The organism is Halomonas halmophila (assembly GCF_006540005.1).
In the GTDB taxonomy this organism is placed as follows: domain Bacteria; phylum Pseudomonadota; class Gammaproteobacteria; order Pseudomonadales; family Halomonadaceae; genus Halomonas; species Halomonas halmophila.
Window position 1 is genome coordinate 1 of record NZ_BJOC01000038.1, and the last position, 24,212, is coordinate 24,212.

18 protein-coding genes are annotated in these 24,212 nt (G+C 64.5%); 2 read left to right on the plus strand and 16 right to left on the minus strand.

The window, feature by feature from the left end; all coding sequences use genetic code 11:
• The first annotated feature begins 331 nt into the window (after nucleotides 1-331).
• Nucleotides 332-1,018, plus strand: coding sequence for a DNA-binding transcriptional regulator CsiR (csiR, locus tag HHA01_RS12705; protein WP_141321280.1), 687 nt, complete (start codon nucleotides 332-334; stop codon nucleotides 1,016-1,018).
• Between the two features lie 124 nt (nucleotides 1,019-1,142).
• Here csiR and HHA01_RS12710 read toward each other — a convergent pair whose 3' ends face one another.
• The 4 genes from HHA01_RS12710 to pgaA are packed head-to-tail and all read right to left on the minus strand — an operon-like array spanning nucleotide 1,143 to nucleotide 7,177.
• A complete protein-coding gene (locus tag HHA01_RS12710) occupies nucleotides 1,143-1,511 on the minus strand; it encodes a hypothetical protein (RefSeq protein ID WP_141321282.1) in 369 nt (122 codons plus the stop codon).
• The gene (gene pgaC, locus HHA01_RS12715; RefSeq protein WP_141321284.1) at nucleotides 1,504-2,748 is read right to left on the minus strand and encodes a poly-beta-1,6-N-acetyl-D-glucosamine synthase; all 1,245 of its coding nucleotides are present in this window, start codon (nucleotides 2,746-2,748) and stop codon (nucleotides 1,504-1,506) included. The genes HHA01_RS12710 and pgaC overlap by 8 nt, the downstream gene beginning before the upstream one ends.
• Nucleotides 2,745-4,757 (minus strand): poly-beta-1,6-N-acetyl-D-glucosamine N-deacetylase PgaB, encoded by a 2,013-nt coding sequence (gene pgaB, locus HHA01_RS12720; RefSeq protein ID WP_246053899.1) that lies wholly within the window; start codon nucleotides 4,755-4,757, stop codon nucleotides 2,745-2,747. Before pgaB ends, pgaC begins: the two co-directional genes overlap by 4 nt.
• A complete protein-coding gene (pgaA, locus tag HHA01_RS12725; protein WP_141321286.1) occupies nucleotides 4,754-7,177 on the minus strand; it encodes a poly-beta-1,6 N-acetyl-D-glucosamine export porin PgaA in 2,424 nt (807 codons plus the stop codon). The genes pgaB and pgaA overlap by 4 nt, the downstream gene beginning before the upstream one ends.
• A 1,006-nt stretch (nucleotides 7,178-8,183) precedes the next feature.
• Here pgaA and HHA01_RS12730 point away from each other — a divergent pair.
• Nucleotides 8,184-8,399 carry a ribbon-helix-helix domain-containing protein gene (locus HHA01_RS12730; protein ID WP_141321288.1) on the plus strand — a complete coding sequence of 72 codons (216 nt, stop codon included), beginning with the start codon at nucleotides 8,184-8,186 and terminating at the stop codon, nucleotides 8,397-8,399.
• Between the two features lie 173 nt (nucleotides 8,400-8,572).
• Here HHA01_RS12730 and HHA01_RS12735 read toward each other — a convergent pair whose 3' ends face one another.
• The 12 genes from HHA01_RS12735 to HHA01_RS12790 form a co-directional block, all read right to left on the minus strand.
• Nucleotides 8,573-9,514, minus strand: coding sequence for a 5-oxoprolinase subunit C family protein (locus tag HHA01_RS12735; protein ID WP_141321290.1), 942 nt, complete (start codon nucleotides 9,512-9,514; stop codon nucleotides 8,573-8,575).
• Nucleotides 9,511-10,227 (minus strand): 5-oxoprolinase subunit PxpB, encoded by a 717-nt coding sequence (gene pxpB, locus HHA01_RS12740; RefSeq protein WP_141321292.1) that lies wholly within the window; start codon nucleotides 10,225-10,227, stop codon nucleotides 9,511-9,513. The genes HHA01_RS12735 and pxpB overlap by 4 nt, the downstream gene beginning before the upstream one ends.
• Complete coding sequence (locus tag HHA01_RS12745) at nucleotides 10,224-10,994, minus strand: 5-oxoprolinase subunit PxpA (protein WP_141321294.1); 771 nt, start codon at nucleotides 10,992-10,994, stop codon at nucleotides 10,224-10,226. The genes pxpB and HHA01_RS12745 overlap by 4 nt, the downstream gene beginning before the upstream one ends.
• Nucleotides 10,995-11,071: 77 nt before the next feature.
• Entirely contained in the window at nucleotides 11,072-11,962 is an 891-nt protein-coding gene (locus HHA01_RS12750) for a DUF7281 domain-containing protein (protein WP_141321296.1), read from the minus strand.
• Nucleotides 11,959-13,245, minus strand: coding sequence for a DUF445 domain-containing protein (locus tag HHA01_RS12755; RefSeq protein WP_246053900.1), 1,287 nt, complete (start codon nucleotides 13,243-13,245; stop codon nucleotides 11,959-11,961). The genes HHA01_RS12750 and HHA01_RS12755 overlap by 4 nt, the downstream gene beginning before the upstream one ends.
• Entirely contained in the window at nucleotides 13,242-13,868 is a 627-nt protein-coding gene (locus HHA01_RS12760; RefSeq protein ID WP_141321298.1) for a condensin complex protein MksE, read from the minus strand. Before HHA01_RS12760 ends, HHA01_RS12755 begins: the two co-directional genes overlap by 4 nt.
• Nucleotides 13,868-17,596: an ATP-binding protein gene (locus tag HHA01_RS12765; protein WP_141321301.1), complete on the minus strand. Its 3,729-nt coding sequence runs from the start codon at nucleotides 17,594-17,596 to the stop codon at nucleotides 13,868-13,870. Before HHA01_RS12765 ends, HHA01_RS12760 begins: the two co-directional genes overlap by 1 nt.
• Nucleotides 17,597-17,849: 253 nt before the next feature.
• A complete protein-coding gene (locus HHA01_RS12770; RefSeq protein WP_141321303.1) occupies nucleotides 17,850-19,694 on the minus strand; it encodes a protein kinase domain-containing protein in 1,845 nt (614 codons plus the stop codon).
• A gap of 15 nt (nucleotides 19,695-19,709) precedes the next feature.
• Nucleotides 19,710-21,047, minus strand: coding sequence for a 2-oxo acid dehydrogenase subunit E2 (locus HHA01_RS12775; protein WP_141321305.1), 1,338 nt, complete (start codon nucleotides 21,045-21,047; stop codon nucleotides 19,710-19,712).
• Nucleotides 21,048-21,069: 22 nt separating this feature from the next.
• A complete protein-coding gene (locus HHA01_RS12780) occupies nucleotides 21,070-22,047 on the minus strand; it encodes an alpha-ketoacid dehydrogenase subunit beta (protein WP_141321307.1) in 978 nt (325 codons plus the stop codon).
• A gap of 1 nt (nucleotide 22,048) precedes the next feature.
• Complete coding sequence (locus HHA01_RS12785; protein ID WP_246053901.1) at nucleotides 22,049-23,290, minus strand: thiamine pyrophosphate-dependent dehydrogenase E1 component subunit alpha; 1,242 nt, start codon at nucleotides 23,288-23,290, stop codon at nucleotides 22,049-22,051.
• A 154-nt stretch (nucleotides 23,291-23,444) separates the two neighbouring features.
• Nucleotides 23,445-24,200: an ABC transporter permease gene (locus HHA01_RS12790; protein WP_141321309.1), complete on the minus strand. Its 756-nt coding sequence runs from the start codon at nucleotides 24,198-24,200 to the stop codon at nucleotides 23,445-23,447.
• Nucleotides 24,201-24,212 lie beyond the last annotated feature (12 nt).

Sequence of the window (24,212 nt, forward strand, 5' to 3'; positions counted from 1 at the left end):
AAGAAGGAAGAGGGAAGAAGGGAGAAGGGAGAAGGGAGAAGGGAGAAGGGAGAAGGGAGAAGGGAGAAGGGAGAAGGGAGAAGGGAGAAGGGAGAAGGAAGTCAGGCCAGTGCCAGCGGGGTGTGACGTCAAGGGTTTTCTTCCCTCTTAAAGGCGCGCAGCGCCGTTCTTCCTTCTTCATTCTCATGGCAGCGCGCAGCGCCGTTCTTCCTTCTTCATTCTCATGGCAGCGCGCAGCGCCGTTCTTCATTCTTATGGAGGCGCTCTCCCCCTCTCCCCACCCCGATGTCTTGACGTATCATACCGGTTCACTTCGGCATTGAGCGGTGTCATGGAGACTAGCGCGAAGCAGAATCTGGGGGTCGGGGCGTATCGCGGGCTCAAGCGGGATATCATCCGGGGGGTGTTTCAGCCGGGTGAGAAGCTGGTGATGAGTCGCCTGAAGGATCGCTACGGCCTGGGTGTCGGACCGTTGCGGGAGGCGTTGTCACAGCTGGTGGCGGAGCGTCTGGTGGTGGCGATCAGTCAGCGCGGATATCGGGTGGCGACGATGTCGCGCGAGGAGCTGGCCGATCTCTACGATGCGCGGGCGCAACTCGAACGGCTGGTGCTGGAGTTGGCGATTCAGCGCGGCGATGATGCCTGGGAAGCCGATGTGCTGGCGAAGGCACATACGCTGAGCAAGGTGGTGGAGGTCCAGAGCCCCGAGGAAATGCTGGATGTGTGGGACGCGCGACACAAGGCCTTTCACACCGCCATCGCCGAGGGCTGCAACTCCCCCAACCTCTTGCAGCTACGTGACACGCTGTTCGATCAGGTCGAGCGTTATCGCCATCTGTGGCTGCGCGAAACGGTCCTGTCCGAGGAAGCCCTGGAACGCAAGCGTCAGGAACACGCCGCCCTGGTCGAGGTCATCCTCGCCCGCGACAGCGACACCGCGTGTCGCATGATGCAGGAACACCTGATGACCCCGGTGCCGATTATCGAGGACGTGATGGTGCGGAGCGATGGGCTTTAAGCTATAAGCTGTAAGCCGTAAGCTGTAAGTACCCCCCAAGGTCAAACCCAAGGACCAGGGTGGGGGAGTTGCTGTTGACCTTTCTTACAGCTTATAGCTTATAGCTTACGGCTTCTCTTCCAGCTTACAGCTTATAGCTTACGGCTTCCGCCCGGCTTCGCCGGCGCTTGCGCGCCCCGTGCAGCAGGCGTTCGTACATCACCCAGACGTGAATAACGGCGAAGACGATGACGAAGTTGAGTCCGACGATCTCCAGCAGGCCGAGGAACATCTCGACCTTCAGCAGCAGTTCGGTATCCGCCATCTGCAGGTATGTCTGGGACAGGACAAGGCACCACAGGCCGAGGGTGAACAGCGTCAGGGCGGCGTCGCGGCAGCGGTAGGTCCAGCTGCTGCGGCGCTTGTTGCTGATCACCACGGGGCCCAGGATGTTGGGTGCGACCAGGGCATGGTCGAGCGTATTGGTGCGGGTCATCGGATTGGCACTATTCACGGAATCTTTCTCCTCTATCCGGGCTGCTCCATATCGCAGGTTGGCCGCGGCGTCGCACCACGGCCTTGGGGAAGGCCACCACCACGGTGGCCATGTTCAACATCCAGTAGAAAACCGGGTACCAGATACACCAGAACATGCAGTGGATCATGCCCCGGTCGTAGCGGCTGTCGATGGCGAAGCTGACCACGAACTGCACCAGGCAGAGCAGGACCAGGGCGCCGCCGAACCAGCGCAGCAATTCGATCTCGGTCCACGGTATGGCGCCGGTCAGGACACTGACGAGACCGGTGATGAGCAGCATCAGCATCGAGTAGCACCAGACCACGCTGATGACGTATTCGAGGATCAGCGGCCAGAAGCGTCGATTGCTCAGGCGTATGGCCTTGGTGAAGTGGCGCAGGAAGGCCTCGGCCCCGCCTTGAGCCCAGCGCAGCCGTTGCTTGTAGAGGCCGCGCAGGGTCTCCGGCATCAGCACCCAGCACAGCGCACGCGGCTCATAACGCACCTGCCAGCCGGACAATTGCAGCTTCCAGCTGACATCGATGTCTTCGGTGATCATGTCGGTGCTCCAGCCCTGGACCTGCATCAGCGCGGTGTGGCGGAAGGCGCAGATCACGCCGGAGATGGTGAAGACCATGCCGTAGATCCGCTGGGCGCGCTTGATCAGGCCGATGATCGACGAGAACTCGCCGGTCTGGATCTTGCCGATGGCAGTCGAGCGTGTGCGCACGCGGGGGTTGCCGGTCACGCAGCCGACCTTGGGGCTGTCGAGGAAGTGCATGACCATCCAGTGGACGGCGTCGTAGTCGAGTACCGCATCGCCGTCGATGCCGACGATATAGTCGCCCGTGGCATGGGAGAGCCCGTGGTTCATGGCCCCCGCCTTGCCCTGGTTTTCCTGGTGGATGACCTTGAGTCCCGGGTATTGCCGGGCCAGTGCATCCAGACGAGCGCCGGTATCGTCGCGACTGCCGTCATTGATGGCGATGATCTCGAGGTTGGCGTAGTTCTGGCGGAAGAGGTGATCCACGGTCTCGTTGATGTTGCCCCCTTCGTTGTGGCATGGCACCAGGATCGTCACCCGGGGCGGATCCGGCATTTCCGCCAGGGCGGGCCGCCGCGACTGGCTGCGCTCCCAGTGGAAGTAGTAATAGATGCCACCACAGGTCCAGACGATCGCCATGAGACTCGGGTAGCCGATCGTGAAGGTCGCGAGTGCGTCGATGAAGGTCATGGTGTCTTCCTCAAAGTGGTGCCCAGGGAGAACTCACGACGCAGCACTTCGGCATCGGGATGGTCGTTGTGGAAGTCGTACGGGTAGTAGCCGTACTGGTTGATGCCGGCCTCGCGGATGGTGCGCATCCAGTGCGCCAGCTTGTCGCTGGGTACCGGTGTGTGATCGCGCCAGTCCTGGGCCTGCAGCTCGAACACCAGTGAATCCGGATCGACCCGCTGGGTAGCGACTTCGGCGATGCTCTTCAGCCAGGCATCGGCGTCTTCCGCGCCTTCCATGTAGGGCATGGCCATCACGGCGGTGTAGTCGTAGGCGCGGGAGAAAGCCTCGAGTTCCTGGGCAAACCACTGCTCGCTCTTCGGGTTCAGCACCACCGGTGCATAGACATTGCGCGCGGTATAGAGCGCCGTGGTGTCGTACATGCGGTAGCGACGGACTTCATCGGCCAGCTGGTGGGTGAAGTCGATCAAGAACTCGGTCTTGCGCTGGGTCCACCTGGCCATCAGGTCGTCATCCTGACGAATGGCCTCTACGGAGCCCGGCAGCCCCCACTTTTCCTGGTACCACGCCAGCGCGGCCGGCGAAGCGTCCTCGAAGTCGCTGAGCAGGCCGTCATCGTGGAACAGCAGGCCATCGAACTTGGCGTAGTAGCCCAGGTCCTTGTAGATATCGGCGATGACCTGACGATTGCGCTCGACGAAGGGCGACAGCCGGCGGTAACGCTCAGGGTTGGGCTTGTCCAGCCGTACATCGCTGACATAGCTGTAATCATCGCCGAGATCGAAGGCCATGACCGGCATCCAGGCATATACCGAGACGCCGACCCGTTTCTTGAGCTGCCAGGCGACGCGATTGAAGAGGTCGGCGCGCATGGGCAGGTGATCATTGGGGAAGTACAGGCTCTCGGCGACGCCATTGCCGTCTGCATCGGCAAAGGCCTGGAGGTAGACCGTACTGATGTCCTGTGCCTTGACCTTGTCGAGCAGCTTGCCGAGGTTTTCTCTTTGTTGCGCCGGATCGGGGTCGTAGACATAGTCGAGATCGACATGGATGACCCGTTCGTCGGCTGGGTGCCAGATCTTGCCGCCCAGGTATTCTTCGAAGGTTTCCAGGCTGGTTTCCTGGTCGATCAGGTAACGATTGATGTCGTCGGTGCCCTGCCCCAATTTGTTGGGACGAGCGAGCAGGCTGAGGGTGTGCGGCATGCCGAGCTCGGCGGCGATGTCGATGGTGGCGTGGCTGTAACCGCCATAGGGCCAGATCACCGAGCGCGGCGCTTCACCCAGCTTGTTCTCGAGCTGGTCGCGGGCGCGTTCGAGGTCATCATGAATGCGCTGACGATAGGCGGCGACACTCTCGTAGCCCGATTCGCTCCATTGCGGCGTACCCGCCGCCGGCAGTTGGTTGCCCTGGGGGTTGCCGATGATGCCCTTGTGCAGGTCGTAGGTATGAGTGGCGATCTCGACCAGTGGCGATGCCTGCAGCTCGCGCAGCTGGGCCCAGCTGAGAAAACGCTCGCGCGGCAGACTGATCTGGCCATAGGGCACCTCGCCACCTTCCGGCACCGCCAGCCAGGAGCCCACCGGGGCGACGACGGCCGGATAATCGTACAGCTCCAGCAGCGGCAACACGATGTCGTAGACGCTGCTGTAACCGTCATCGAAGGTCAGCAACACGGGCTTGGGCGGCAAGGTGTCCTTACCGGCCTCGGCATCCAGGATGTCCTGCAGGCTGACCGGGTTGTAGCCCAGATCGTCGATCAGGTTGAACTGCTGGATCAGCCGGTTGCGCGTGATGGTCTGAGGGTAGATTTTCAGGTCCGGCGTGCGCGTCAGGTCGACGATATCGTGGTAGCTCAGCACCGTGTATTCGGTCGACATCTGCGCTTGCTCACGGGTGTCGGCAAGGACCGGCGCAACGGCCAGCAGGCTGACTGCCAACAGGGCACTTGCCATGCTCATCAAGGAGGCCACGCGCCTGAAGTTCGGCATTGCGACTTGCGAACTCATAAGAACCTCCAGTCCAGCCCCAGGCTGAAGACGTTGGTGAACTCCGCATCACCGTCGTAGACGGCCCGGCTGCGCCTGATGCCATATTCGAGATTGAGCCGGGGCGCGAGCTCCCAGCGGTGCTGATAGCCGATCTGCCAGGTATTGGCGGCGCCCTCGTCCTCCTGCCAATAACGCCCCGAGCCCAGGGTCAGGCCCTGCACGAAGCTCTGGCGATACCCCAGAGGCTGGCGGTGTTCGATCGTGACTTCGGCGCTCAGGCTGGCGTCGCTGTGGGGGTTGAAATAACTGGCCTGGACGTCGTCATTGCGCGAGGTACCGGCGTATACCGCTCCATCGACGCGCCATTCGTCGTAGCGGTAGAAGGTTTCCCGCCAGCTGGCCGACAGCGAGCGGCGCAGGTTGCCGTCATCCACGTCCATGACGCTGACACTCAGACTGCCGGCGCCGGCCTCGTCACGGTGATAGCCGAGTACCGCTTCGTAGAGATCGGCATTGTGGCCATCATTAAGCGCGCGCAGTGGCGTGCCCGAGGCGTTCATCTCCGCCTTGAAGGAGGCCGACCAGTGATCCCCGAGGTTCAGGTCCAGCTTGCCCCGCAGCAGCGGCTCGTCGCTGAGCTGTGCGCCCTGCCCCGCGCTGAATGAAAGGCTCGCAGGGTAGAACGGCAATTCGTAGCCAATGGTGTTGTAAGAGGCACGCAGATCCTGGTCGTAGTACTCGCCGAACATGGCGATGCGTTCGGCGAAGAAGCGCCCGCCATCATCCCGTCGTGGTGATTCGAGGCGGGTGCTGTATTGCCAGTCGCGGCTGCTCTGGACCCCGCTGCCGGTGCCCTCGCCCATCGAGCCAAACACGCTGAGGCCGCCGGCACGCCGCTCGCGAAGGTCGCGCGCAAGGCTGTCGCGATTGACGCTGGGCAGGTCTTCCGCGAGATGGCGTTCGATGGTGTCGACGGTATCGCGCCATTGGCCCCTGTCCAGGCGCGCCATCAGGACGCCGTGGCGCAGGGCTTCGCGGTTGTCGGGTGCGGATAGCTGCACAGCACGCTCGTAGGCCTCGATCGCCTTGTCGGGCCAGCCCCGCCAGCGATAGAAGTCGCCCTGGGTCTTCCACAGCGAGGCATTGGCCGGCGCCCACTGCAGGAATTCGTCGAGCCGCGCCTGGGCGGCATCGAGGTCGCCACGCCAGGCTTCGAGCACCATCTCGAGCTGAAGGACCTGATCATGGCCGGCATTATCGACGCGGCGTGTTCCGGTGAAATTCCAACGCATGGCCGGCTCATGGTCTTTCCAGTCGCTCAACAGACGTTCGGCCCGGTCATAGGCCTGCAGGTCGGCATAGGCATAGAACAAGGAGGCATTCAGCGGCTGACTGGCATCATGCGCCTGCGAAGGGTCGGCTGCGACCAGCGACTGGTAGATGGCCAGGGCGTCATCGGGGCGCCCCAGTCCGGACAGCGCATCGGCGCGTGCCCGACGCAGGTAGGGCGGCAACTCGCCATAGCGCATCTCCAGCTCGCCGGCGAAGGCCTCGGCCTTGGGAAAGCGGCGTAGCTTGACCAGGGTCAGGAGTTTGTCGAATTCGGCACGCTGTACCAGACCGGGCGCCGCGTCCGGTTCGGCCAGCACGTCATTGAAGATGTCGAGGGCAGGACCATAGAGTTCCGGCTTGTTGGCGTTCTGAGCGAGACGCAAGCGGTCTCGGGCCCGGTAGTAGCGCAACCACAGCCGATCCTTGGCGTTGAAGGCCTCGGGATGCTCGGCCATGAACCGCTCGGCGGCGCCGGTGGCCCCCAGTTCGACCGCCAGTCGGTACAAGGCCTGAATGGCCGGGATATTGTCGGGAAAGCGCTCGACCATCCAGTGGCGAGTCTGCAGTTCCATGATCGGCGCATCGAGCCGGGCTGCCAGGTCGAGACGGGCTTGCAGCCACTGCTGATTACGCCCCCGCTGCTCCTGCAGACGCCGCAGTAGCTTGTCCACTGAGCCAATGTCACCCATCTCGAGCCGGGTCAGGGTCAGGCCGAGCCAGCCCTGGAAGTTGTCGGGCTGGCGCTCGGTCAGTGCCTGGTAATAGGCATTGGCTCGATCGAGCTCAGCCGTCTGCCGTGCCGCCATGCCCAGCATTTCCAGGCTGTTGGGTGACAGGCTGTCCAGACGACAGTCCGGACAGACGTCGAGCACGTCCTGATAGCGCTCGGCACGGATCAAGAGTGCAATCAGATCCTGACGCACTCGGGCATCCCGAGTCTCGGTATATAAACGCTGAAGACCCTCGATACCCGTGGATAATTGCCCATCCCGGGCCTTGATGACCCAGGCTTCACGCCGGTCATCCAGGGGTTGCTCCTGAGCATGCACGACGTCGATCGCTTGTAGACCAACGCCACACACCAGCACTCCAATTGCTCTGAACATGGTGCTCCTTCCTGCGCAGGCGATACGCCATTGCAATAGTGAATCCAGCCAGCATGGCGATGAAAAGCCGGCTTCTGGATCTAGAACAGCCACTTCAGTTCTACCTGGTTTTTTATTAGCTTTTTATAATTGTTGCGCTATTTTATTTTAAAAATCTGCACAATCAACACATGCAACAAACTTTTACATGTGATCCACACACATGCTTTCCGAATGATCGAAGAGCACTCCTACCCAGGATGTTAGTTATTGTTTTTATTAGGAATAAAGTGGCCAACCGATAGCAAGGGCCAGGAGCTCCTGACCGCAATTGTCGTATTTTCCCAACTGCAATATCAAAACTAAAAGCGTCTCCGCAAAGCGACAACCAAAGCCCTTCTTCTCTATTATGTTTCGGGCTAATTTCGCCCTGTGTTTATTAGACAGGATTGACGTGATCGCAGGCGTGGCGGGTGATGCATTCAACACCGCGGCCCATCCGGGGTCAACATAATTCGCTCCCCTTTTTCCAGAGCCGGCACGCCACCAGCCGCTTGAGCAACGCACTGCAGCAATTTATAAATATGGCCTGCGAAGAAGATTTCAACTGTCATCAATCGGCGACACAACGGTCTTACCAGATACCAATAAAATGGCAGAATTAATCGATACAGCACAACTCTATTTATTTGAGCAAGCAGTACCTATTTACTTCATAACACTTTATTCAAAAACACAGCTTACCGCCCCGCTCATGATTAAAATATGCAATACAAATAAAACTACAAAAGTCATACTAAGCGCATAACACCCAGATTAAACAGGATGTTATCCAGAGAAAGGAGAAGCTCCGTTTTTCGCCTATAAACGCGAGTGATTGGTATCTGCTATTCGCTGAAAACTTGGTGAGGCCAACCTCATTCCAAATACCTAGAGAGAGGAGGAGAAGGATCGGATGATGTGATGTGTCAACACTTTGTCACATCAATGGGATAGGTTGGGGCTGCTCACCTCAGGAGATTGCATCATGCCGCATTTTCTTCGTTTCTCGCAGGAGCTGGAGACCCGCCTGGAGCGCCTTGCCGAGCGCACGGGGTTTTCCAAGGCCGAGCTGATCGAGCGCCTGGTGCGTGACGGCGTCGGTCAGCTGGAGTCCGAGTTGATGTTCGAGGAGACGTCCCACCGCAAGCCGTCCGATCTGTCGATCGATCAGCTGCTGCGGGAGAGCGGTCTAGGTATCTAGGCTATGTCGGAAAACTGTCTGCGCTCGGCTATACGGCGTTAACAATCAGCTCGCGCGCGAGTCCGATCAAAATGCTCATTTACAACTCGTAAACTCCGCTTTTTCGCTGATTTTTGCCTTATCTATCCTTCGCTCGTCGACTTTTCAGACATAGCCTGAGTCGAAAGTGGGCGTCAGGTTCCGAAACGACTGCGAAAGGCCCGATAGGCGCGGCTGGCCTGTTCCAGGCTGGTGGGCTGCAGGCGCACCCGCTGGCCGGGCAGGCATTGTGCCAGCCGGGCGCAGGCCAGCGGCGTCAGCGCCCCGAGGCGCGGGTAGCCGCCGATGGTCTGGCGGTCGTTGAGCAGTGCGATGGGCTGACCGTCCGGGGGGACCTGGACGGCGCCTGGGCCGATGCCTTCCGAGATCATGCCACCCGAGCGGCATTTCAGCTCCGGGCCGCGCAGGCGCACACCCATGCGGTCGGCGCGGTCATCGACCTGCCAGGTCGCGTTGAAGGCCTGATAGAGGCTGCTGCCTTCGAAGGCGGCGACCTGGGCCCCGGGGATCAGTGCCAATCGTGGCTCTTCTCGGTAATCGATGATGACATCCGCCGGCGCCCGTTGGCCGGGCTGGCGTCCGGTCGGCGAGGCGGCGCGGGCAAGCCGGTCGCCCTCCTGAAGCGGATGGCCGTCACCATGCAGGCCGCCCAGGCCTTCACGCGTGACCGTGGCGGTGCTGCCGAGCACCGGCTCGGCCTGGAAGCCGCCGGCGACCGCCAGATAGGCTCGCAGGCCGTTGACCGGCTGCTGGAAGGACAGGCGCTGGCCGGCTTCCACCCGCAGGCCTTGCCACAGCGGCAGGGCGTCGCCGTCCAGACAGGCATCCAGGTCCGCCCCACAGACTACAATGACGGCCTCGCTCCGGCACACAAGCTCGAGTCCGCCCATGGTGATTTCCAGCCCGGTGGTGCCCCAGGCATTGCCGACGAGTTGATTGGCCCAGGCCCAGGCGTGCTCATCGGCCGGCCCGCCCTGGGTCACGCCCAGGCGCCGCACGCCGAAGCGACCGGCATCCTGCAGCAGAGCCAGCGGGCCGGCGCGGTGAACCTCGAAAAGCGTCTGCGGCGCACTCATGCCCTGGCCTCCATGGGTTGGCTATCGCCGCCCAGCTGCTCGAACTCGGCCTGCGATACCGGCACGAAACGCACGCGGTCGCCCACCTTGAGCAGGCTGAAGCCGTCGCGATGCCGATCGAAGAGAATGGCCGGGGTGCGGCCGATCAGGTTCCAGCCACCCGGCGAGACCTGCGGATAGGCCGAGGTCTGGCGTTCGGCGATGGCCACGCTGCCCTTCGGCACGCGTCGCCGCGGGGTATCCAGCCGGGGGCAGGCAATCGCCTCGGCGACCCGCCCCATGAAGGCGAAGCCCGGCGCGAAACCCAGCGCGAAGACGCGATACTCGGCCTGGCTGTGGCCCTCGATGACCTGCTCGATGCTCATCCCGGCCCGCTCGGCGATGCGCTCGAGCTCCGGGCCGACCCGGATATCGTACCAGGTGGGCAGCTCGACGACGGCGGCTTCAGCGCTGCCGTCATCCGGCTCGAGGTTGGCCAGCAGCTGCTGCAGGCGTTGCCGGACGTCTCCCGGCGCGATGACCAGGGGGTCAAAGATGACCAGCAGCGTGGTGTAGGACGGCACCATATCCACCAGGGCATCGCTCAGACTCGCCTCACACTGGCGTACCAGTGCCGTCAGCCAGGGCATGTTGGCCTCGTCGATGGAATCGAAGAGGCGCACCATCCAGCCATCCAGGCCGGCGGACTCGATCCTCGGCAGTGCCAGCGTCATGACCCGTCACCTCCGGGGGCGCGCCCCTCCGCCGCCAGGGCCGCCCGGATGGCAGCAATGGCGGCTATGGACTCGGCATTATCGCCGTGCACGCAGAGGGTGTCGGCATTCAGATACAGCTCACTGCCATCATTGGCGATCAGCGCCTCGCCCCTAGCGATGCGTGTCGCCTGATCGACGATGGCCTGGCGCTGACGGTGCACGGCCCCCGGCTCGCTTCTCGCGACCAGGCGCCCTGCCCCGTCATAGGCGCGGTCGGCGAAGGCCTCACGCCACAGAGTGATGCCATGATTGTCGGCCAGCGTCTCCTCGGCACCGTTGTCGCGGGTGGCCATGACCATCAGTGGCAATGCCGGATCGAAGGCCTGGATGGCGCGCATCACCGCGGCAAGGCGGTCATGGTCACGCATCATGTCATTGTACAGCGCCCCGTGCGGCTTGATGTAGGCCAGTGCCAGGCCTTCGGCGTGACAGATGGCGGCCAGCGCACCGAGCTGGTAGAGCACGAAATTCTCGATTTCCTCCGGGGAACAAGCCATCGAGCGCCGGCCGAAGCCCACCAGATCGGGATAGGCCGGGTGTGCACCGACGCTGACGTCATATTCCGCGGCCAGGCGCACGGTGCGCCGCATGACATCCGGGTCCGAGGCATGAAAGCCGCAGGCCACATTGGCCAGATCGACATACGGCATGACATGAGCATCCAGGCCCATGGTCCAGGCCCCGAAACTCTCGCCCATATCGGCATTCAGCAATAACTCGCGCATGCGCATCGTCCTCTCATCGATGATGGTGCTGCCTCTACCCTCTACCCTCTTCCCTCTTCCCTCTTCCCTCTTCCCTCTTACTTCTGCCCTCTCGCCCCGACCACCACCAGCTGTGACGTGAACCACTGCTGCTTGAGCCCGCGCTGCTCGTCGAGCAGCAATGCCAGATAGTCCCCCAACGGGTGCGCGGCCGGCAACTGGTCGCGATGCTTGCGCAGTGCCGGCTGATCGGGCAGTTGCTCGGCGGGCACATGGGCTCGGGTGGCATTTTCCTGCAGCCAGGCCAGCGGCGGCAGCAGCAGCCCGGTGGCCCCGCTGCCGAGGACGATGCGCAGGCCGCGCGGGTCGAAATCGCCGAGGCCCAGCAGCGGCTTGCCGGTAGTGGCCCAGGCGCGGGCAAGCTCCCGGAAGCCGCCGCCATAGTGGCGATCGCCGCGATAGACGACCAGCGGACGCGCATGGTCCGCCAGGGCGTCCAGGGCGACGGCCGGCTCATAGAAGCTATCCAGATTCTCGATCATCAGCAGCACATCGAAGGCCGACAGGTCGAGCTCGCGCCAGTCGACGTCGAGGATCTCGCGCTCGCGGTGGGCCATGCCCGGACGCGCCGTGGTCGCGGGCATGTTGAGCAGCACGCGATGGGCGCGCGGTCCCTCACGCTGCGCCTTGTCTTCCTGGTGACTGGCCCGCGCCTGTTCGGCCGTGGTACGGCCCGAAGTGCTCTCGCCCAGCGGAAGCTGGCCGAGGCTTTCGAGCAGCGCCTGCACCTTGCGCATCAGTTGCCGGTCGAAACGCAGCACCTGATGGCGCTGGTAGAATTCCAGGTCCAGGTCGTGCTGATCGCACCAGGCCATGAAGGCCTGGCAGGCGCCGAGCTCGAGCGACTTCTCGACATACGGCTGTCGGCGCAGCCTGTCCTGGATATCGCCGAGCCAGCCATGGGTGCGCTTGTCGAGGGTATCGGTCATGCGGATCTCGCCAGTCGGAGGGTGACGTCGTGGATCAGCCGCAGGTCATTGAATTGACTGGCGCGGCTTTCCGATTGTTGCAGCCTGAAGGCAGCCTGCTCGCTGCGTGGCAGGCTCTGGTATTCGGCGATGACCTGGAAGAGCCAGATTTCCTCGCTCCAGGTCATGTCGCTTTGTTGCAGATAGTCCAGGGCGCTGATGCCCGCCTCGGCCGATTGGTCGATGACGGCCAGGTAGAAGCGCTCGACGTCATCCTTGAGCGCCTGCTGGCGGGCGGCCACCAGCCCGGTAGCCTCGACCGCGGCCGGGCCGGCGCTGGTGGCATCGCGGCTGGGCTGCTGCGGCCGGGGCAGCTCGTGCAGTAGCTCGGTGATGACGCGAGTGTCCGACTGGTGGTCCAGCGCCGGGGCCGCTGCGGCATTCAGGGCGGCGGCCTGGTTGACCAGGTCGGGGACCTCGCTGCGCCGAGCATAGTTGCCGGGCACGAAGCTGGGGTGCTCGCGCAGAAAGGCCGCCATGCCACTGACCAGCCGGCTGCGCGACTGCTGCTGGCGGAAGCGGGCCATCAGTTCGGTGAGGCGGCTCTGCACCTCGCGCAGGCTGGTGTAGTGCTGGCTGACCTGGCGTTGCAGTTGACTGATCAGCAACTTGCGCAGGCCGCCGTCGCTGCCGACCAGCTCGATGAGTTCGTCGAAGTCGATCAATTGCAGGCCGTCGAGCAGGCGCACGATCTGCTTCTGGGCGCGGTCGTTCTCGCGGATCTTATCGTTGAGGCGGCTGACGAAGCCGAAGTCACTGTTGAGGCGCTGCCAGAGGCTGTCGATGGCGTCGGCGAAGCGGCCATTGAGGTCGTCCAAGGCCTGGCGCAGGCGCAGCAGCTGCTGTTCCTGGCGCCAGTATTCGCCCTGGCTCTGGGCCTCGCGATAGCTCTGCACCAGGCTGCGCAACAGCTCCAGGGTCTCGCCCACGTCGGCGTTGACCTGACGGCGTGTTTCGTCGGCCAGCATCTCGGCGATCAGTTCGCGCACGCGCGGGGCCAGCTTGACGCCGCCCTGCTCGTCGGGGCGCCAGACGATGCGCGCCGCCAGCAGCTTGTTCAGGGCGCGCTCGCTGAGGTTGGCCAGCGGCACCTCGTCGCGGCTGTAGCCCTGCATCAGCGCCTCGGCGTGCTTGCCCAACAGGGCCAGACGCTCCACCCCGGTGCTGACCAGCCGGCCTTCCAGCTGGTGGTCGGCGTGATCCTCGCCCGGGGGCGTCTGCGATGACATCCTGGAGCGGCTCATAGCAGGTTTTCCTGGGCCTGGGGCATTTCATCCTCGATGGGCAGGTTTTCCTCGTCGCGGATCAGGCGTACCAGATCGACCAGATAATCGACCTTGCCGGTAACCAGATAGACCTGGCGGTCGGCGTGGGGCTGGAGCACATAGCCGTGCTCGCGAAGACGCTTGAAGACCTGCTTCATCTGGGCGTCGAGCTGATCGCTCTGGGAGCCGAAGAAGCTGTCACCGGCCAGGCGTTCGAGCTGTTCGCGCAGGCTCTGATTGTCCTCGCAGCGGGCGCTGAGCTCGGCGGGCTTGAGCACGTCGCCGGGGGCCACCAGGGCATCGTGGCCCAGGGCTTCCTGCATCAGCTGCAGCCATTCGAGCATCGGCATCAGGCTGTGCAGCACCTCGCCGAGCTGGCGGGACAACTGATCGCGGGCCTCGTCGTTCAACTGGCGCCAGGCCAGGAAATAGACGCTGCCCTCGGCATTGGTGGCCAGGCGCCGGTTGAGCGGGCGCAGGTAGGTGTCGATCTGCTCGCGGGTGTCCTCGTCCTGCAGCCGCCGAAAGGCGTGATCATCGCTCACCGCGCAGACGAACTCGCCGGCCAGCAGGCGTTCGAGCAGGGGGCCATGTTCGATCATCAGGTGAACTCCTCCGCGGTGGATTCGGCAGTGCGTTGCTGCAGGCGCTCGGCCAGGCGGCTCAACCGCGGCTCGATGCGCTTGAGGCGACGCCGGCCGGCGTCCTCGTTGTCACGGTCGATCAGGTAGCGATGCTGGAACAGCAGCAGCACGTCGGACTCGGGGTTGGGGAAGGCGCCGACGATATGAATGCGATTGCTGTCGCAGGCATCGAACAGGGTCTCGACGTTGTGATAGGCCAGCGTGCCGATCTCGTCGATGGGCCAGTGAATGGCGATCTCCGCCGAGCCGCGCAGCAGCCGGGTGAAGGCCAGCAGGAACTTGCACAGGATCAGGTAGGCCATGCCGTGGCTCGAGGATTCGAGCAGCTGGCGGTCGCTCTTGATGACCAGGTCGGTGCCGCCCTCGTTGAGGTGCAGTTCCAGGCGCAGCAGGCTCTCGAAGCTGTACTGCTGATCGTGGCGCAGCAGGTCGACGACATCGGCCAGGGCGTCCAGATAGTCGTCCCCCGGCAGCTCGCGGGAGGAGTTGCGCCAGTCACGATACAACTGGGCGAAACGCTTGAGCGGCTCCCAGAAGCCGAGCTCGTCGATGGTCGACTGGATCTTGACCTCGGCCTTGTTGATGCCGTCCAGCCGCAGGTCATCGGCGACTTCCTCGGAGAGCCGGCGGCTCTGGGCGCTGATGCGTCGATTGAGGTCGCGAAACACGGTGAAGAACTTGTCCAGGTCGGCGCCCAGGTTGCGGCCCTGCTGGATGAGCTGTTGCTGCTGGTCCTCGAGCAGTTGCAGCATGCCGCGCAGCATGGGTAGCTGGCGACGCGGGTCGAGGCCCGACTCGCCGGTCTGGCCAGAGCTGGCATTGAGCCTGGCCCGCTCGTTCTCCAGGGTCTCGACGAAGCCGGCACTGGCGCCCTTGATCAGATCGCTCTCGACCTGCTCGCAGCCCTTGCGCAGCGTCTCGACTTTGCGGCTGCGATCGGCCAGCGCCTGACGGCTGCGCTCGATGCGCTCGTGTACGTCCCCGGGTGCCTCGCCGTCGGCCTGCTGGGTGGTATCGTCGGGGGCCAGTCCCAGGCCGTCGAGCTGGCCGAGCAGCGGCTTGAGGGCGTCGATGACTTCGCGCTCGGCGTTGATGCGTGACTTGAGGGCCTTGCTGGCTTGCTGATGGGCCGTGCGGGCGGCCTGGAAGTCGCTGCGACATTGCTCGCGCTGGTGTTCGGCGCTCTGCTTGTCGCGGGTCAGGCTGGCCTCGCGGTCGACCAGCTCGGGCTTGCGCTGGCCCCAGTCGACCCGCATGAAGCGGCTGTAGGCATCGAGTTCCTCGCGGCGGCTCTCGGTGACGCGGATACGCTCCTGCAGATCGCTGATGCGCTGTCGGGTCGAGCGCAGTGTCTCGGGGTCGACGCCCTGCTCCTGCAGTTCCTGGTCGAAGGCCGTTTCGAGTTCCTTGCGCTGGCGCTGGTGCTCGGTCTTGAGGTCGTCGAGCTGCTGGCGGTACTGCTCGATGCGGGCGTCGAAGCCGGCCAGCTGGCTCTGGCCGTCGGCCTTGAGCTCCAGCAGCTGGGACTGGTGGGTGTCGTCGAGGGTGGTCAGTGCCTGGCGCTTTTCCTCGCGCAGGGCCTCGTCGGCGGCCTGCTGGTCGGCCAGCGCCTGTTCGGCGGCGCGGCGACGCTCCTGCTGTTGTTGCAGGTGACGCTCGTGGATCTGATGCCGGGCATCCAGGGCGTACTCCACCTCGGCATCGGCATGCTTGAGCGCCAGGCGCGCCTGGCTGAGGCTTTCATCGGCGCCCTGGACGCGTTCGTGGCAGGCCTTGAGCTGTTTCTCGGTGGCCTTGAGGTCGGCCTCGGCCCGCGCCTGCTCGGCTTCCGCCGCCTCGATGGCGGCATGCAGACTGGCTTCGTCGCGGGCATGATCGGGCAGCTCGATAGCCGTCAGGTCCAGGTTCACGCCGAACAGGTCGTCATGCCCGTCGTTGTCCTGATCGGCTTCCGTCAGCTGCGGCGACAGGTCGTGACGCTCCAGCAGTTCGGGGGCGATGACCTTGCCCAGCTGGTGTTCCCAGCCGGGCCGGTGGTAGCGCATGAAGTGGCGCAGACTGCCCTCGCTGGGATCGCGCTGGATTTCCAGGTCGCGGCAGCGCTGTTGGGCACGATCCAGATCCTGCCGGGCGGTTTCGCGCTGTTGTTCGGCGCTGTCGCGTTCCTGGCGCAGGGTCTCGTGTTCACGGCGCAGGCCATCGAGGCGCTGATTGGCGGCCTGGCGATCGCTCTGCGCCTGGTCGACGCGTGCCTGGGCCAGTTCGGCCTCGCTGGCCTCGTCGCTGGATTGGCCGGTGGAGGCCAGTTGCGCCTTGAGGTCGGCGAGGCGCTCGATGCCCGCCTCGAGCCGTGACTGATAGCCGGCTTCCAGTTCGCTGCGCCGTGTCTGGTGCTTTTCCTCGAGCTCGCGCTCGCTGGCCCATTGCTGTTCCTGACGCGCGGCCCTGGCGTCGCCCAGTTCGTCGAGCCGGGCCTGGATTTCCTCGCTGCGCCGCGAGAGATCGTCGGCGAGTTCGCGCAGCCGCGCTTCCAGGCGCGAGCGGTTGGCCGCCGTGGCCTCCTGCATCACCGTCAGGTGTTCCTGCAGCTGGCGGGCCTGCTCACGCCACTGCGGCAGCTCGGCGAGGTCGCGTTCCAGGGCCGGCATGTCGGCCTCGGCGTAGGCCTCGTATTGCTGCTGCAGGTCGTTGAGGCTGCGCTGGGTACGCTCGAGCTCGCTGGCCAGTTCACTGATGCGGTCATTGAGTCGGTCGCGGGTCTGCTCGTACTCCTGCTCGCGGGCCTGGAAGGCTTGCTGCTGGGTATTGAGCTCGGCCTCGCTGTCGGCGAGCTGGCGTTCGGCGCGGTGCCGATCGGCTTCCAGCTGGGGCTTGAGTTGCCACAGGGTGGTCTCGAGGTCGGCGATCTCGCGGTCGACCTCGGCCAGCTCGGCCAGGGATTGCTGCAACGGCGCCAGGCGCATGGACTGTCGCATCTGGGCGATCCATTCGCGGGCCTTGGTGCTGCGGATGCGGGTGACCGGCAGCTCGACGCCGTCTTCCTCGAAGATGGCCGCCAGCATGGTCTTGAGGGTGTCCATCTTGCCTTCCTTGGCATGCACCGCGGAGATCAGTTTCTCCATGTGGCGGATGCGCCGTTCGGGCTTGACCAGGCTGAACTGGGCGGCGGTCTGGCGCAGCTTCAGGGCCTCGCGGCGATTGCCCTGTTGCTGGGTGAAGTCGTTCTGGATGACCGCGCGGTATTCCGAGGTGGCGCCCAGCTTGGCGGACACATTGATGCTCTGGCGGCGCAGTCCGGCCAGCCAGGCCTCGGTCTCCAGGGCCGCGACGCCGTCCGGGCTTTCCACCAGGTAGTCTTCGGGGCGATAGGGGGCGCCGACGAAGCGGTATTCGACGCCGCCTTCCTTCTTGCGGGTCAGCACGGCCTGGCAGACGTTGCCGGCCTCGCGGCGATATTCGTAGATGAGATAGCTGTTGCGATGCGGCAGGTAGAAGGCATCGAATTTCATGCGCGTGCGCGGCACCACCTTGTTCGGCAGCTCACCGTAGAATACCGGTACCAGGCGTTGCAGTGTGGTCTTGCCGGAGGCGTTGGTGCCGCAGATATTGGTGTGACCATCGACATCCAGTTCGACGACGCCATCCAGGTGACCGTGAATCATCACGATGCGGAGTAAGTGGGCCATGCTGCATCCTTGTCCATTGAGATAGACGATCACTGTTCCCTCGGTCAGCGGGGGCGCGACCGGCGCCAGGCCCTGGCGAGGGCGCTGTGAACCCGTCCCTGGGCGCTACTTTTGACATCCCTGTCAAAAGACCCTCGCCAGTCCCTGTCCCCTTCGCGCGTCACCCGTGGCATGTCGCCATGGCAGGAGGGATTGATGGTCCCCTATCTTGCCAGAATCCAACCACGAGCTCATTCATGGGCGGGCGCCGGCTTCACTGCATGTCGGCCTGCATGGCGGTCAGGGCGGCGCGTGGGTCGCGGGGGTAGAAGCGTTCGGGCTGTTGCGCCAGGTGGGGGAAGAAGCGGGTGTCCTTGTAGGGCATCTTCATGAAGCCGGAGACGCCGAGGCCTTCGATCAGCGCCACGGCGTCGAGGATGTCGTCCAGGCGGCGGCGGAACTCGTCTTCCCGGGAGGGGTCGAGCAGGCGGTAGTGGCTGTGGATCTTGAGGTGCTCGGGCAGCGCCTCGAAGATGATCATGCCGGTGTGGTGGATCTCGTTGAGGGCTTCCAGGGCGGTGATGATGGCTTCGGGCAGGACCAGGAATTCGTCCGGGTCGGGGCCGTCCTCGAAGTAGCTGTGCAGTCGGGTGCGGTCCTCGAGTTCGGGGACGTCGCTGACTTCATAGGCCAGGCGAATATCCGGCGGGATCACGAAGGGCCGGTCGGGGCCTTCGCGGTCCAGGTGCAGGGTGTCACGGGCATTGAACAGACAGCTCTTGAAGATGCCCTGGCGATGAATGGCCCGCGCCAGGCTGACCATGTTGTTGACGGCGGCGACGAAGGCCGGCTTGAGCGCCGGATCGTGCAGGTTCAGGGAGGTGTCGATGTAGACGCCTTCGGCTTCCCAGCGAACCGCCAGGCCGCCCACCACGGGATAGCTGCCCAGCCGGCTGACCGCGGCCAGAAAGGCCTTTTCGGTCTCGCCCATGCCCTGCATGAAGTTCTTGTAGTAGCGGTCGAGCTGGACGTCGTTGACCTCGCTCAAGCTGTCGCGGCCGCCCTCCTCGCGCAGGAAGGACTTGCGCGAGCTGTAGACCACGGTGTCGATTTCGCTGGCCGCGGAGCGGGTCCAAACTGGCACCAGGGCGGTTTCCGGCGGCTCGGGCAGGTCGAGCATGACCAGGCGGCCGAGGCGCGGCATCTCGCGGATGAAGTAGTCGCCGGCGCGTCGGCGCACCTCGGGGTCGGGGTCGAGCATGCCGTCGAGCAGGCGCGCGAATTCCCGCGGCAGGCCAAGCGAAGTGGCCGGAATGACCCGATGACCGAAGCGACACGACTGGCCGGAGGCCAGCGCATAGAGGGTGCCGGCGGCGCCCTGTTCGTCGAAGCGGGGCGACGACAACGCACCGTTGAGCTGTTCCTCGCCGATGAAGTAGACATCCCCCAGCCGGGCATTGGTCTGCTGCAGGTTGTCGGACATCAGCTCCATGACGTTGGTGGCGACGAACTGCTGGTTGGCATCCAGCTGGGCGAACACCGAGGAGCCCCAGTCGATCAGGGCGACGCGCTCGCGGTCGGCGTCGAAGACCAGGTTGGAGGGCTTGATGTCACCGTGCACCACCGGGCGCCCGGCCGGGGCGTTTTCGTCGCGCAGGGCGCGCAGGATGCCGGCCAGCTGGTCGGCGATGCGCACCACCAGGCGCGGCGACAGGCGCCCTTCACGGCGCGAGACTTCCTCGAGGTTGAGCCCCGGGGCGCGCTCCATGACCAGGATCGACTGGTGGCGCACGCGCTGGTAGGCGATCAACCGCGGCACATGGGGATGATCAACCTGCTCGAGCATGAAGGCCTCTTCCTCGAGGCGGTCCTGAATCTCGCGCGACAGCGTGACCCGCGTGAACTTGAAGACATACTGCTCGCCATGCTCGGTCACACCGGCGAACACGAAGCCGTAGGCGCCCTTGCCGATCAGCTCGATATGGCGGTAACCGAGCTGTTCGAGCTGCGCCTGGCACAGCGCCACCCACTCGCGCAGCTTGCGCGCATCGTCGTGACTCAGCAGATAGACCGACTGGTCTTCCGGAATATAGAACTGCTGGAGCGGCGCCTGGCTCATGACCACCCCCGAGCGTCAGCGCAACGACAGCAGCATGGTTTCCGGATCCTCCAGATAGCCCTTCCAGACGTTGCAGAAGCGGGCGATGGTGCCGCCGTCGATGAGGCGGTGATCGCCGGCCCAGGTGGCGGTCATGATGGCCCGCGAGACCACCTCGCCATTGGCGTCGAAGCGCGGCAGCCACTGGGTCTTGCCGATGGCGACGATGGCGACCTCCGGGGCATTGATGATGGGCGCGGCGTAGGTGCCGCCCAGGGCACCGATGTTGGAGATGCTGATGGTGCCTTGCTGCAGGTCGGCGCGGGACACCCGCCCTTCCCGGGCCGCGGTGGTCAGCCGCTGCACCTCGGCGGCCACCTCGAGCAGCGACAGCGACTCGACCTGCTTGACGTTGGGCACCATCAGGCCGGCCTTGCCGTCCACCGCCATGCCGATGTTGCAGTGCGCCTGGTAGTGGATCTCGCCGGCCTCCATGTCGAGCCGGCTGTTGAGAATCGGATGGGCCTGGACCGCCAGCGCCAGCGCCTTCATGAACAGCGGCATCAGCGTCAGGCGTGTCTCCTGCGCCTCGGCCTCGGGCTTGAGACGATCGTGCAGGGCCAGCAGCTGGGTGACGTCGATCTCCTCGCCGTACTGAAAGTGCGGGATCGTCGAGGCGGACTCGACCATCTGCCGGGCCATGGCGGCACGAACTCCCCGCAGGGGCTCGACACGCGACGTGGCCTGGCCAGCGGGGGTCGGGCCGCCCGAGGCCGCGTTGCTCTCGGCCGGCTGAGTGGCCGCGGCGCCGTCCAGAAAGCTCAGCACGTCTTCCTTGAGCACGCGACCGTCCTTGCCGGAGCCCGGCACCTGCTCGAGACGCAGCTCGTTCTCGCGCAGCAGACGCCGCACCGCGGGGCTGGCCGGAATGCGCCCGTAGGCGCCGCGGCCGCTTGCCGGCGAGGATGGCGCTGGCGCCTCGGCCTGCGGCGATGCGGGGCGTGACGTGGTGTCAGCGGGCGCGCTGCCCTCGCCTTGCGCGTCTTCGGTGTCATCCGCAGGCTCGGCCCGGTCGTCCTCGGCGTTGTCTCCGCTCTCGCCACTTTCGTCACTTTGGGCACTCTCACCGCTCTCGGCATTCTCGGCGTCGTAGGCAAAGAGGGGTTCATGCACCCGGGCGGTCTCGCCCTTGGCCACATGCAGCCGGGTGATGGTGCCGGTTTCCGGCGCGGTAATCTCGACCAGCGCCTTGTCGGTCATGACCTCGACCACCGGCTGATCCTCGGCCACGCTGTCGCCTTCCTGCACGTGCCATTCAACGACTTCACATTCCACGATACCTTCGCCGATATCGGGCAACTTGAACTGGGTCATCGGTGTCTCCCTGGGTATCGGCTCAAAAGTTCACGCTGGCGCGGATCGCTTCATGGATCTTGAGATGATCCGGCAGGTACTCCTTCTCCAGCGTCTGCGGGAAGGGCGTATCCAGGCCGGTCACCCGCATCACGGGCGATTCGAGATACAGGAAGCAGCGCTCCTGCACGGTGGCCGCGATTTCGCCGGCGAAGCCGCCGGTGCGCGGCGCTTCGTGGGTGACGACCAGACGACCGGTCTTGAGCACCGAGTCGACGATGGTGTCCTCGTCCCAGGGCAGAATAGTGCGCAGATCGATGACCTCGCAGGAAATGCCGTCCTTCTCGGCCAGTTCCACGGCGCGCTCGATGACTTCCATCTGCGCGCCCCAGCCCACCAGGGTGACATCGCTGCCCTCGCGGGTAACGGCCGCCTCGCCGAGGGGCAGTTGATAGTCCTCCTCGGGCACCTCGCCGGTGGAGGCGCGATACAGCCGCTTGGGCTCGAAGAACAGCACCGGGTCGGGGTCACGGATGGAGGCCAGCAACAGGCCCTTGGCCTCGTAGGGATTGCGCGGAATGACGATCTTCAGGCCCGGCGTGTGGGCGAAGTAGGCTTCCGGCGACTGGGAGTGATAGTGACCACCGGCGATGCCGCCGCCATAGGGCGCGCGCAGGGTCAGGCCGCCGACGTTGAACAGGTCGCCGGAGCGATAGCGGAACTTGGCGGTCTCGTTGACCAGCTGGTCGAAGGCCGGAAAGATGTAGTCGGCGAACTGGATCTCCGCCACCGGCACCGAGCCCTGCGAGGCCAGGCCATTGGCGAAGCCGACGATGCCCTGCTCGACGATCGGCGTGTTGAAGCAGCGCGCATGGCCGTATTTTTCCTGCAGGTGACTGGTCGCCCGGAAGACCCCGCCGAAGCTGCCGACGTCTTCGCCGAAGCACAGCACCTTGTCATCCTCGGCCATGGCGATGTCCAGTGCCTGGTTGATGGCCTGCAGCATGTTCATGTTGGGCATCTCAGGCGCCTCCCTGATCGGTCGTGACATCCGCACTATTCTTTACATCCGGGTCCAGCGAGCTCGCGCCCCGGGGATAGGCATCCGGATAACGACGCACATGCGCCGTCAGGGCATCGAGCTGGCGCTGCAGGGCCGGGGTGACATCGGCGTAGACGTCGCTGACCAGGGTGCCCAGGTCGGACGGCGGACGTTTCTCGGCGCGCTTCATGGTCTCCAGCACCTCGCGGCGCAGCTCGTCCTGGCGGGTATTTTCCTCGTCATCGCTCCACCAGTCGCGCTCGATCAGCCAGCGTTTCATGCGCAGGATGGGGTCCTTCTCGCGCCAGGCTTCCTCCTCCTTGCGCGAGCGGTAGCCGGAGGGATCGTCAGAGGAGGAATGGGCCGCCAGGCGGTAGGTCATGGCCTCGATGAGCACCGGCTTGTTGTGCTCCACGGCGATGCGCCGGGCTTCCTCGGTGGCGCGGTAGACGGCCAGGATGTCATTGCCGTCGATGCGGATGACATGCATGCGATAGCCGAGCGCCCGGGGCGCCACGCCGTCGGCGGCAAACTGCTCGACGGTGGGCGTGGAGATGGCGTAGCCGTTGTTGCGGCAAAAGAAGATCACCGGCGCTTCGTGGACCGCCGCCATGTTCAGGGCGGCATGGAAGTCGCCCTCGGAGGCGGCGCCCTCGCCGAAGAAGACCAGGGTGCAGAGGCCATTGCCGGCCAGCTTCTGGCCGTAGGCATAGCCGGTGGCCTGGGGAATCTGGGTGCCCAGCGGCGAGGAAATGGTCATGTAGTGCAGCTTGCGCGAGCCGTAGTGAACCGGCATTTGGCGGCCCTTGCCGTAATCCAGCTCGTTACCGAACATCTGATTCATGAACTCGTCGAAGCTGAAGCCACGATAGACCAGCGCGCCCTGCTCGCGGTACTGCGCCATGATCATGTCGGCATCGTCGAGGGCGGCCGTGGCGCCAACCACGGCGGCCTCCTCGCCGGTGCACTGCATATAGAAACTCAGGCGCCCCTGGCGCTGGGCGGCCATCATGCGCTCGTCCATCACCCGCGTGGCCAGCATGGCTTCATAGATGCGGCGCGCCTTGTCGCGCTCGATGTCCGGCGCTTGCGCGCCTTCGAGCGGTCGACCGTCCTCGCCGAGGACGCACCAGGTCGGGATCTGGTATTCGTCACCGGCCAGAAACTCCGGTGTGCCGGACATGGGCGCCGGCGGCGTGGTGCTGTCGGGTCTTGTTGTCATGTGATGATCATCCTTGCCCCTTTTGGGGGAAGTATTGTCATTGTCATGGCGGACTGCCAGGGGATTGCCCCGACATGCCGCACTACTGATTTACGTTAACGTAAACTGTAGGGGCAGAATAGCCAAGTTAGAGGCGGCTGACCAGCCGGAAGAGTCAGTCAGGCGAGCCGGGTTGCAGACGCGCAAAGAGGCTGTCGACGCTCAGCGCAAGCAGGCCGATCAGCAGCGCGCCCTGCAGCACATAGGCGATGTTGCCGTTGACGATGCCCGAGATGATGGGATCACCGAGGTTGCTGGCGCCCACCGTGGAGCCGATGGCGGCGGTGGCGATGTTGATGGTCACCGAGGTGCGGATGCCGGCCAGAATGATGGGAGCGGCCAGCGGCAGCTCGACCCGCCACAGGCGCTGGCCACCGGTCATGCCCATGCCACGGGCGGCTTCCGCCACGCCGCCATCGATGCTTTCCAGGCCGGCCAGGGTATTGCGCACGATGGGCAGCAGACCGTAGAGCAGCAGCGCGACGATCACCGGCAGGTTGCCGAAGCCGAGCACCGGCACGGCCAGCGCCAGTACGGCCACGGGCGGAAAGGTCTGCCCCATGGAAGCCAGTTGACTGACCATGGGCAGGAAGTCGCGCCCGGCCGGGCGCGTCACGGCAATGGCGGCGGCCACGCCGATGCCGATCGCCAGCAGGGCCGCTACGCCGACGACCTGCAGATGACGACCCAGCAGGACGATGAAATCGGCCCGGTCGTAGATGATGTCGCGGCTGTCGGGCTCGGCCAGGCGAAACAGCGGCTCGAGCCAGGACATGCCCCAGCAGGCGCCCAGCAGGAGTAATAGCCAGACCAGGGGCGCCAGCCAGTGGCTGATGGTAGGCCGAACGGGACGACGGATGGCGGTCTGCATGTCCTGGCTCCT

Bases quoted from the DNA above. Each gene is read 5' to 3' on its own strand.
- csiR (WP_141321280.1), top strand. From the start codon at position 332: ATGGAGACTAGCGCGAAGCAGAATCTGGGGGTCGGGGCGTATCGCGGG.
- pgaC (WP_141321284.1), bottom strand. From the start codon at position 2,748: ATGACCTTCATCGACGCACTCGCGACCTTCACGATCGGCTACCCGAGT.
- pgaB (WP_246053899.1), bottom strand. From the start codon at position 4,757: ATGAGTTCGCAAGTCGCAATGCCGAACTTCAGGCGCGTGGCCTCCTTG.
- pgaA (WP_141321286.1), bottom strand. From the start codon at position 7,177: ATGTTCAGAGCAATTGGAGTGCTGGTGTGTGGCGTTGGTCTACAAGCG.
- HHA01_RS12730 (WP_141321288.1), top strand. From the start codon at position 8,184: ATGCCGCATTTTCTTCGTTTCTCGCAGGAGCTGGAGACCCGCCTGGAG.
- HHA01_RS12735 (WP_141321290.1), bottom strand. From the start codon at position 9,514: ATGAGTGCGCCGCAGACGCTTTTCGAGGTTCACCGCGCCGGCCCGCTG.
- pxpB (WP_141321292.1), bottom strand. From the start codon at position 10,227: ATGACGCTGGCACTGCCGAGGATCGAGTCCGCCGGCCTGGATGGCTGG.
- HHA01_RS12745 (WP_141321294.1), bottom strand. From the start codon at position 10,994: ATGCGCGAGTTATTGCTGAATGCCGATATGGGCGAGAGTTTCGGGGCC.
- HHA01_RS12750 (WP_141321296.1), bottom strand. From the start codon at position 11,962: ATGACCGATACCCTCGACAAGCGCACCCATGGCTGGCTCGGCGATATC.
- HHA01_RS12755 (WP_246053900.1), bottom strand. From the start codon at position 13,245: ATGAGCCGCTCCAGGATGTCATCGCAGACGCCCCCGGGCGAGGATCAC.
- HHA01_RS12760 (WP_141321298.1), bottom strand. From the start codon at position 13,868: ATGATCGAACATGGCCCCCTGCTCGAACGCCTGCTGGCCGGCGAGTTC.
- HHA01_RS12765 (WP_141321301.1), bottom strand. From the start codon at position 17,596: ATGGCCCACTTACTCCGCATCGTGATGATTCACGGTCACCTGGATGGC.
- HHA01_RS12770 (WP_141321303.1), bottom strand. From the start codon at position 19,694: ATGAGCCAGGCGCCGCTCCAGCAGTTCTATATTCCGGAAGACCAGTCG.
- HHA01_RS12775 (WP_141321305.1), bottom strand. From the start codon at position 21,047: ATGACCCAGTTCAAGTTGCCCGATATCGGCGAAGGTATCGTGGAATGT.
- HHA01_RS12780 (WP_141321307.1), bottom strand. From the start codon at position 22,047: ATGCCCAACATGAACATGCTGCAGGCCATCAACCAGGCACTGGACATC.
- HHA01_RS12785 (WP_246053901.1), bottom strand. From the start codon at position 23,290: ATGACAACAAGACCCGACAGCACCACGCCGCCGGCGCCCATGTCCGGC.
- HHA01_RS12790 (WP_141321309.1), bottom strand. From the start codon at position 24,200: ATGCAGACCGCCATCCGTCGTCCCGTTCGGCCTACCATCAGCCACTGG.